Source organism: Psychromonas sp., assembly GCF_041586535.1.
In the GTDB taxonomy this organism is placed as follows: Bacteria; Pseudomonadota; Gammaproteobacteria; order Enterobacterales; family Psychromonadaceae; genus Psychromonas.
Window position 1 is genome coordinate 1 of sequence record NZ_JBFGZY010000141.1, and the last position, 10,272, is coordinate 10,272.

At 39.6% G+C, this 10,272-nt stretch carries 8 protein-coding genes; all 8 read left to right on the forward strand.

The features are described from left to right. The first annotated feature begins 437 nt into the window (after positions 1-437). A complete protein-coding gene (locus tag ABZA00_RS14245; RefSeq protein ID WP_372882826.1) occupies positions 438-1,259 on the forward strand; it encodes a WYL domain-containing protein in 822 nt (273 codons plus the stop codon). Between the two features lie 235 nt (positions 1,260-1,494). Beyond that, positions 1,495-4,023, forward strand: a complete 2,529-nt coding sequence (cas3, locus tag ABZA00_RS14250; RefSeq protein ID WP_372882827.1) for a CRISPR-associated helicase Cas3' — start codon at positions 1,495-1,497, stop codon at positions 4,021-4,023. A gap of 29 nt (positions 4,024-4,052) precedes the next feature. Continuing rightward, positions 4,053-4,793: a type I-C CRISPR-associated protein Cas5c gene (cas5c, locus tag ABZA00_RS14255; RefSeq protein ID WP_372882828.1), complete on the forward strand. Its 741-nt coding sequence runs from the start codon at positions 4,053-4,055 to the stop codon at positions 4,791-4,793. After that, on the forward strand, positions 4,790-6,748 hold the full coding sequence (gene cas8c, locus ABZA00_RS14260) for a type I-C CRISPR-associated protein Cas8c/Csd1 (protein ID WP_372882829.1): 1,959 nt from the start codon (positions 4,790-4,792) through the stop codon (positions 6,746-6,748). The genes cas5c and cas8c overlap by 4 nt, the downstream gene beginning before the upstream one ends. Before the next feature lie 14 nt (positions 6,749-6,762). Beyond that, a complete protein-coding gene (gene cas7c / locus ABZA00_RS14265; RefSeq protein ID WP_372882830.1) occupies positions 6,763-7,602 on the forward strand; it encodes a type I-C CRISPR-associated protein Cas7/Csd2 in 840 nt (279 codons plus the stop codon). 3 nt (positions 7,603-7,605) lie between these two features. Next, positions 7,606-8,226, forward strand: a complete 621-nt coding sequence (gene cas4 / locus ABZA00_RS14270) for a CRISPR-associated protein Cas4 (RefSeq protein ID WP_372882831.1) — start codon at positions 7,606-7,608, stop codon at positions 8,224-8,226. 2 nt (positions 8,227-8,228) lie between these two features. Further along, complete coding sequence (gene cas1c / locus ABZA00_RS14275; RefSeq protein WP_372882832.1) at positions 8,229-9,248, forward strand: type I-C CRISPR-associated endonuclease Cas1c; 1,020 nt, start codon at positions 8,229-8,231, stop codon at positions 9,246-9,248. A gap of 11 nt (positions 9,249-9,259) precedes the next feature. Then, on the forward strand, positions 9,260-9,553 hold the full coding sequence (cas2, locus tag ABZA00_RS14280; protein WP_372882833.1) for a CRISPR-associated endonuclease Cas2: 294 nt from the start codon (positions 9,260-9,262) through the stop codon (positions 9,551-9,553). The last annotated feature ends 719 nt before the right edge of the window (positions 9,554-10,272 follow it).

The window sequence follows — 10,272 nt, forward strand, 5'->3', positions numbered from 1 at the left end:
CGGTCAAATAAAGCCAGTACGCAGATAGGTTAATCGCCTTAGAAACAAAAAACACGGGAGAGGGGCTGGATTATAGATAGCTTCATTAAATTGCTAACTCAATGAAAAAATAATTCAGTATCTTCAGCTCGCAGCCAGTCTCTTATGCAAACAGAGCCGTTCAAGTCAGTGTTCGGCTCTCTTATTGAAATTTAATTTAGCGACACGCACAGTGAAACACGAACTTCGAGTAGCGAACGATTAAGTTCGCCGCTTTTCCGCAACAACCGCCTTTGTGTTCAAATGCCCCCTTCCTCTGACGCGATGATTTTTAATGTAATTGATTATAAATACTTATTTTAAAAAAAAGAGCGTTGTAATTTAGCCTTATTTATTGGTTTTTTAAATTTTTTGTGATAATTATATCAAAATAATAAAAACGGGTTGAGGTATGTTTGATGGCCAGGCAGGAAAAGATATTTCAACTGATTGATGCTTTATTAATGTGGGAAGGTCAATTCAATGCAAGCGATCTGATGGAACTTTTATCTGTCAGCCGGGGGACCGCGCAAAACAGCATTACAAGCTATAAAAAACAATTTCCAAATCATTACGCCTACAGCCAATCTGCAAAAACCAACCTTGTAAGCGAATTTTTTAGCGCCCATCACTGGCAGGGTAACTTTCGCGACTATCAGCTGTTATTGGGCAAAAAATCATCCAGCAATTTAACCGATATTGATACTGTTTGCAGTCTGCACAATCCGCTTCACCATAAAACCCTGCGTATTTTAAACCATGCCTGTCGAAAAAAGCTTACCTTAGAAGTCGATTATGGCTCGCTCAGTGATGCCGGTAATGTTGATGGACGGATCATTGCGCCACACAACATAGTGATGGATGGGCTGCGTGCCCACGTTCGTGCATATTGTTTTAAAAATAATGCTTACCGGGATTTTATTGTCGGACGTTTTCGCAGTATGCCGATTGTTGAAGATAGAGTGACGGGGACGATAGGCCCTGAATTTGACGTCAATTGGAATACCCGTGTTGAGCTGGTTATCTGTGCCGATCCCGCCTTGTCGCACTCACAAAAAGAAAATATCGAAATGGAATATCAAATGGTTAATGGACAACGCATTGTCGAGACGCCTGTTGCATTACTGCCTTATGTGATGAAACGCTTAAGACTTGATACCCGCCAGCAGACACCCGAAGCGCAGCAGCTGATCATTGAGCCTGGTTGTTACAAAAAGATAAAAGGCTATTTGCCACATTAATTGAATTGTTGCGTCATCTTCGAGGTGTTTAGTCGAGGATCTCAGACCGGTAGCGTAAAAAATGCTGAATCGGTGAAACGGTTATACCGGCTTGCACAAAGAAAGCCATGTTAAGGGTAAAAAGAACAGTGCGGTAAACAAGGTAAAGACCTGTTTAATTATTTTACATGTTGTTATCGACAGTATTGGGCATGTTGAAGTTTGCGAGTAGGGTAGTTGTTGTCAAGGAGAGACCATGAAAGATTTATCACCATCAGATTTGAAAAGAAATCAACCAGTAATAAAGCACATAGCACACCCGGCAAAGGACGGTATAAATCATCAATCTGTAAAAGCTCACTTACTAGAAGTTGGTAAGCTTTCAGGAAATTTTGCGAAAAAGATCAATCAGCAGAAGGCTGGAGAGCTGATCGGCTTGTTGCATGACTTTGGGAAATACAGTCAGGCATTTCAAGTTTATATAAAATCTGCTGCGGGTTTAATAGACTCGGGCGATCAGGAATATGTGGATGCTAAAGCGTTAAAAGGGAAAGTCGATCATTCTACTGCGGGTGGACAATATTTGAATGATCAGCTGCTTTCAGTCTTTCAGAGACAATATAGCGAGTTTGCAACTATTGAAGCAGAGCTCGCTTTTATTATGATTCAGACATTAGCGCAGAGTATTGTTTCGCACCATAGTGGGCTTATTGATAGCCTGCCCGAACAACAAGGTAAATGTTTCGGGGAGAGAATAACGAAATCAGATAAAGATACACACCTATCAGAATGCGTAGAACAGGTTGATAGTGAAGTATTAGAAAAAGTAAAAAAATTAATTGCTCCTGAATTGATAAAAGAGATGGTTGAGCCATTAATTAAATTAATGCAAAGTCAGCAGAATGATTTTGACATTAGCGATCTCTCTAAGTACTTTTATTTAGGCTTACATAGCAAGTTTATGTTTAGCTGTTTAATTGATGCCGACCGTATTAGCAGTGCTGATTTTGAGCTTCCTGAGAATGCTCTGCTTAGAACTACAAACAAACCGGATTGGGAGCTTGTTTGTCATAGAATTGAAAAATTTGTTGAATCACTTTCTGTCCGCAATCCAATCGACGAGATTAGAAAAAAAATCTCTAATAATTGTAAGAAGAGAGCTGACGATCCCCAGGGTATTTTCAGTTTAACCGTGCCGACAGGCGGTGGTAAGACCTACTCCAGTCTGCGTTATGCCGTGCAGCATGCTAAAAAACATCAGTTAGATCGAATTATTTATATTATCCCTTACACCTCTATTATTGATCAAAATGCTCAGGCCATTCGAGAGGTTATTGAAACAGAGGACGATAACGATTCCTGGATATTCGAGCATCACTCAAATATTGAGCCTGAACAACAAACGTGGCGCAGTAAATTGGTTAGCGAGAACTGGGATGCTCCGATTGTTTTAACAACCATGGTGCAGTTTTTAGAAACTCTGTTTAGTGGTGGTACGCGGGGGATTAGGCGTTTACATCAACTCGCCAATAGTGTGCTTGTTTTTGATGAGATCCAAACTTTACCAATCAATTGTACTCACCTTTTTTGCAATTCTATAAATTTCCTAAATGCGCATTGCAATACAACCGCTGTCTTATGTACCGCCACTCAGCCCCTATTAAATCAATTAAAGCATCCAGAAAAAGGGCAGTTACAACTTCTAACTGAAAATGAACTCATGCCTAATGTAGTTGAACTATTCCAAGATTTAAAGCGTGTAGAAGTCCTTGATAATACTAAAGCAGAAGGGTGGTCGTTAGATGAAATAACACAACTCGCATTAGAAGAACTGGAGGTTAAACAAAGCTGCTTAATTATTGTAAATACTAAAAAATGGGCACAGGAGCTTTATGTTTCAATTACCGGATTTGAAGCGGTCAATAACAGTAAAGTATTTCATCTAAGTACCTCACAGTGCCCTGCGCATAGGAAAAAATTATTAAATGAAATTAGAGGCAGACTTGATCAAGGCCTACCAACGCTGTGTATCAGTACGGCTTTAATTGAAGCAGGGGTTGATGTTGATTTTAATTCGGTTATTCGTTTTGTAGCTGGTCTTGATTCAATTGCGCAAGCTGCGGGGCGTTGTAACCGTAATGGACGTTTAGATACAGCAAAGGTCATGGTGATAAATCCTGATCAAGAACATATTGATTTATTAGTCGATATTAAACAAGGCATAAACAGCACTAAAAGAATATTCAATGAGTTCAAGGGACAAGATCTATTAAAACCGGAAATAATGAAGCAATATTTTGAATATTATTTCTTTGAGCGTGCCAAAGAGATGGATTATCCCTTAACAGATAAAAAAGTAGGAAAGGGAGATAGTATCTTAAATCTACTCAGTGTTAACGCCCTGAATCGATACAAAAATGCTTCGCCTTTAAAGTTACAACAATCCTTTATGACGGCTGGCAAAGCATTTAAAGCAATTGATGCCCCAACAAAATCATTAATAGTCCCTTTTCAAGAGGGGCAAAATTTGATCACTGAACTCTGCTTGGCTAGCAAGCAGTTTGATGCCAAGAATTATTTTGAATTAGTTAAAAAAGCACAAAAATACAGCGTAAATTTATTCCCATACATTTGGCAGAAATTGGAAGAGCAAAATGCCATTATTGAGTTGAAAAATGAACAAGGTGAGGGAGATGGAGTCTTTTATCTTAATGAACGGTTTTACAGTGATGAATTTGGTGTAGATACAGAGGTATGTGCAAGCCAGCAATATTTAGGGTGTTGATACGAGATAAAGCAAAATGAGGAATAACAATGAAGAACAGTATCAGTTTTAAAGTCTCGGGGCGGTATGCATTGTTCACTGACCCCATCACGAAAGTTGGAGGTGAAAAATGTTCGTATCATCTGCCTACGTATGAAGCGATAAAAGGTGTCTTGAAGTCTATTTATTGGAAGCCAACACTGACTTGGTATGTTGATCGAGTAAGAGTAATAAAACCTTTAAGAACCCAAACCAAAGGCACCAAACCGCTTAATTGGGGCGGGGGTAATAGTTTGGCGATTTATACTTTTTTACATGACGTCGAATATCAAGTGGAAGCGCATTTTGAATGGAATGAATATCGCACTGAACTGGTTAAAGATCGTATTGACGGTAAGCACTACAGTATTGCCAAACGCATGCTAGAAAAGGGCGGACGGCAGGACATATTCTTAGGGGTACGAGATTGCCAGGCTTATGTTGAACCTTGTGAATTTGGTGAGGGCAAAGGCACTTATGATGCACTTGAGGAGCTGGGATTTGGTTTAATGTTTCATGGGTTTGATTACCCAGATGAAACTGGAAAAACAGATGAGCAAGGTAATGCAGATGAAAATGGTGAATATCGTTTACACAGTCGGTTTTGGCACGCTGTAATGAAAAAGGGGGTCATCGAGTTCCCGCACCCTAAGCAGTGCACAATCAAGCGATTTGTTCGCAATATGGAACCAAAAGATTTCGAATTAGGTGCTAGCGTCCAATCAGTTATAGATATGGAGGTTGAATTATGAGTTGGATGGCGAAGTTATATGAAACTTATGAGCAAGGCCAATTATTGCCTATATCAGATGACGAAAAACCAATGCCAATTTCTCATACTTTGCAAAATGCGCATATCAATATTGTTATTGATGGGGGGGGAAATTTCTTACGTGCAGAGGTACTTGAAAAAACTCAAATCATATTGCCGGCTACTGAGAAATCAGCAGGTCGTAGTAGTGGATTAGCACCTCACCCTTTAGCAGATAAAATTCAATATGTGGCTGGTGACTACAGTGTATTTGGCGGTTTGAAACAAAATGGTTTTGCTTTATATAAAGAACTTTTAACTGCTTGGTGTGAATCTCCGTATGCACACTTATTAGCAAAGGCGGTATTGAACTACGTATCAAAAGAGAGTGTTATTGCAGATCTTGTTCAACACAAGATAGTGTTCCAAGAAAATAGTGTGTTATTAACGAAATGGACTGATGAAAGTGAAGTACCGAAGTTGTTTAAAGTATTACCTAAAGAGAAAGGGACGCTTGATCAAGGTTCTGCGTTAATTTGCTGGACTGTTGAAATTCCAACACAACAAAGTAGTAAAACGTGGTTAGACAGTTCATTGCAGCAAAGCTGGATTGATTTTGATAGCTCAGATGCTGGTGAGTCTGGGCTGTGCTTTGTAAAAGGAGAGCAAAGTGTACTTGCTATTAATCATCCCGCCAAAATACGACATTCAGGTGACAAAGCTAAATTGATATCAGGAAATGATCTTGATGGTTTTACATTTAAAGGGCGCTTTACTGATACAAGGAAAACTGCTACTTCTAAAGGCTATCAAGCAGCTGGCATTGGTTTTGATGTCACACAAAAAGCGCACAACGCATTACGTTGGTTATTGAGCAGACAAGGTTTTCGAAATGGAGATCAAGCTTATGTTAGTTGGGCTGTTTCAGGAAAACAACTTCCAGAGCCAATGGCAGATCCTTTTTCATCTATGTTTTCTCATGTTCCATATGTTGAGTCTGAAGCCGATCATACGATAGATCTAGGTTACGAATATGCGCAAATTCTGAAACGCTATATGTCCGGTTTTATCGGGAAGGAAAAATTACAAGTGCATGAAAGTATTGCGATAATAGGGTTTGATTCGGCAACGCCGGGGCGCATGGGCATTATCTATTATCGAGAAACGATAGCTCAGGAATTCATAGATACTCTAACAAAATGGCATGAGGATTTTGCCTGGCCTCAGCGTCAAAAACGAGAGTTAGAAAATGGTGGGAAACAAGTTTCGCAGACGTTCTGGCCAATATCTGCCCCTGCACCCTATAAAATTTTCTCTGCTGTTTATGGCGAAAATAGTGAAACACTGAAAAAAAATCTGATGGAACGTCTTATACCTTGTATTACAGAGGGTAAGCCAATTCCTATGGATATTGTCAATTATGCAGTTAAACGAGCCACTAACAGGGTGGCTTATCAAAGTAGTGACACTTGGCTTTGGGAGCAAAATCTAGGTATTGCTTGTGCTTTATATAAAGGATTTTGTAAAAGAACCGCCAATACAAACATTAATAAGGAATATCAAATGGCATTAGAAGAAGATAATAACTCAAGAGACTATTTGTATGGCCGGTTGTTGGCGGTCGCAGAGCGTATTGAGCAGGTTGCATTAAGCGTCAGTGGTGAAACAAGAGCGACGACAGCGGAGCGCATGATGCAGCGTTTTGCCGATAGGCCCTTTAGTACATGGCGAAACATTGAACTGGCATTAAGACCTTACATGCAACGGTTACAAAATTCGCGCGCTGGATTTTTAGTTAACCGACAAAAGGAATTAGATGAGATTCAAAATGCCTTTAATGTTGATGATTTCAAATCAGAAAAAGCATTAAGTGGTGAGTTTTTATTGGGATTTCACTGCCAGCGTTTAGCATTAAGAGCCAAAAAAGAAACACCAGAAATGAATGAATCAAATTAAAGAGAGGAATCACAATGAGCTTACAAAATAAAATCGACTTTGCAGTTATATTTTCCGTCAAGAATGCTAATCCAAATGGTGACCCATTAAACGGTAATCGTCCACGTACAGATTATGACGGGTTTGGTGAAGTAGCAGATGTTTGTTTAAAAAGAAAAATTAGAGATCGTTTACAAGAGCAAGGTGAAAGCATTTTTGTTCAATCCGATGCAAAGAAAACCGATGCTATGCCTAGTTTACGAGAGCGCGCCATTTCAAGTGAAGTTGGGTTGGGTAGCGCAGCGTTTAATGCTAAAAAAACAAACTCCGCTGATGCAATTAAATTAGCCTGTGAAAAATGGTTAGATGTCCGCACGTTTGGGCAACTATTTGCGTTTAAAGGAGAGACGAAAGAAGGTGTTTCAATTGCCATACGTGGCCCGGTAACAATTCAACCTGCTTTTAGTTTAGAACCGATAAGTATAACCAGTACGCAAATTACCAAAAGTGTTAATGGTGAGGGCGATGGCAGCAAAAAAAGCTCAGATACAATGGGGATGAAGCATCGAGTTGATAATGCTATCTATGTTACCTTTGGTGCAATGACGCCGCAATTATCTGAAAAAACAGGCTTTAATAATGATGATGCCGCGAAAATAAAGGAAATTTTACCTAAGTTATTTGAAGGCGACGCTTCTTCAGCCCGACCTGAAGGCTCGATGGCGATTGAAAAAGTCATTTGGTGGGAACATAACTCTAAATCAGGCCAATACTCCTCAGCAAAAGTGCATCGAACCTTAAGTGTTGAACCTGATGGCACAATTCAGTTTACAAATTTAGCTGGATTAGAGCCTGAAATTATAGAAGGTTTCTAAAAAATGAATCAGGATCTCCGCTTAATGCCACTCTCTGCCCTGCAGCATTACGCCTTTTGTCCGCGTCAATGTGCGCTTATTCATAATGAGCAAGCATGGGCTGATAATTATTTAACTGCTCAGGGGCATTTATTACATAAACGGGTAGATAGTGGAGATCCTGAAACACGTAATGGCATAAAGTTTGAGCGCGCAGTGATGGTCAGTGCTGAAAAGTTAGGCTTGACGGGTAAATTAGATTTAATCGAAAAAGACTTAAAAACAGGAAAACTTACACCTGTAGAGTACAAAAAAGGTAAAGCGAAAGCGGGTAATTGGGACAAAATACAACTTTGTGCTCAAGGGCTCTGCTTAGAAGAAATGACAGGACAAACCATTGAAGAAGGCTATCTTTGGTACTGGCAAACCAGAAAGCGGGAATTTGTTGCGTTTGACAAAAACCTTCGTCAGCAGACACTTGATGTGATCCTGCAGGTAAAAAATATCTTTTTGTCCGGTTCGTTACCTAAGCCGAAGTACGAAAAAAAATGCAAAGCCTGTTCGTTATTTGATATTTGTAATCCCCAATTAATAGAGCATGACAATAGTGCTAACTACATAAAACAACTTTTTAGTCGGGACTAGCTATGAAAAAACTGCAAAATAGTCTGTATCTAACCAAAGATAAACTGTACGCCCACAAAGAACGCGAAGCGATTGTTATCAAGCAAGAGAAAGAAACCTTATTAAAATTGCCGATTCACTCCATCAGTAATATTTTTTGTTTCGGTCAAAGCACTGTATCGCCCGCATTAATGGCTCATTGTGCTGAAAATAATGTCAATCTTGCTTATTTTGATCTTTTTGGCCGTTACCAAGCGCGAATTCAGGGACGGCAATCTGGTAATGTATTACTTAGGCGGGCACAATACCGACGAAGTGAAAACGATCCAATAGAAATTGCTCGTGTAATGGTTGCTGCAAAGATTCAAAATTATCGTAGTTTATTGCAAAGGCAAATTAGAAATCATGGTGAAAATGAGCCTGTACAAGCTGTCATAAAAACATTGAGATTTTCAATTGAACAGATAAAAAACAGTAAATCATTAGAGAGTATTAGGGGCTTTGAAGGTGATGCAGCAGCACAATATTTTTCAGTATTTCACTACTTAATTAAAATTTCTCTACAAAAATCATTTACATTTAATGGGCGAAATAAACGACCGCCTAGGGATCCAATTAATGCTATGTTATCACTGTTATATAGTGTAATTGGACAAGATATTAGCGGTGCATTACAAGCAGTTGGACTTGATCCGCAAATTGGTTTTTTACATGTGGATAGACCGGGGCGGGATAGTTTAGCTCAGGATGTAATTGAAGAGTTTCGAGCTTATTTGGGTGATCGGTTAGTTTTAAGTTTAATCAATCGGCAACAAATAAAAATTACAGATTTTGAAACAGAAAGTAGTGGTGCAGTTAGGTTGAAAGATGATGCAAGGAAAATATTATTCAGTGCACTACAACAAAGAAAACAAGAGGTAATAATGCATCCTTTTTTGAAAGAAAAAGTCGAAATCGGATTATTACCGCACATACAAGCTATGTTATTGGCTAGGCATTTGCGCTCAGATCTTGAATTTTATCCACCATTTTTAAGTCGTTAAAAGGAGATTATATGTTGGTTTTAGTTACCTATGACGTTTCTTTTGATGATGGTAGTGGTGCAAAACGATTACGGCGCATCGCTAAAATATGTCAGGATCACGGTGTAAGAGTACAATATTCTGTATTTGAATGTGATGTAGATCCTGCGCAGTGGGTACTTTTTAAAGCAAAACTTTTTGACGTTTATGATAGCAAGATAGATAGTCTTCGTTTTTATAAGCTTGGTAAGAACGGGCAAAATAAAATTGAACATTATGGTGCTAAGCCAAGTTTCGATATGTTTAAAGATCCTTTGGTGATTTAGCGCTAACCCTGAGTGCTCTTTAAAAACTTGAAGTGTTAGCGGATATGTAACTTATTGAAAGGTAATGTTATCTCCGCTAAAATAAGATTTGTCTTTATTGATAGCTAAAAATATCGGATGTTAGCGAAAATCATCATTATGCATTAGATATAGCAAGTGATTCAAGAAAGGCGATTCGTGCCCGCACGAGCACGTGGATTGAAACTTATGGGTTGCCATTGCAGAGGCAAGTTTATTTAATTCGTGCCCGCACGAGCACGTGGATTGAAACCATGTTTTGTTGTTGCCGTCGTACATGCACCAAAATTCGTGCCCGCACGAGCACGTGGATTGAAACTTCCCAGCGACTTCTATCTGGGTGACAACATTAATTCGTGCCCGCACGAGCACGTGGATTGAAACTTTTACGGTTATTTTAATATGACCGTTTTCGGCATTCGTGCCCGCACGAGCACGTGGATTGAAACTTTACCATTGGGGATATTCACAAACATCGAGCGAATTCGTGCCCGCACGAGCACGTTGATTGAAACCCGTCAGGTTCGCGGCCCTGCAATGGGATTCACCATTCGTGCCCGCACGAGCACGTGGATTGAAACCTAGCAGGTATCGCCAAAGCACAAGACAGCCTCATTCGTGCCCGCACGAGCACGTGGATTGAAACTAACAACTTAGCCAAGTGTGTTGCAAAGCTGTTTATTCGTGCCCGCACGGGCACG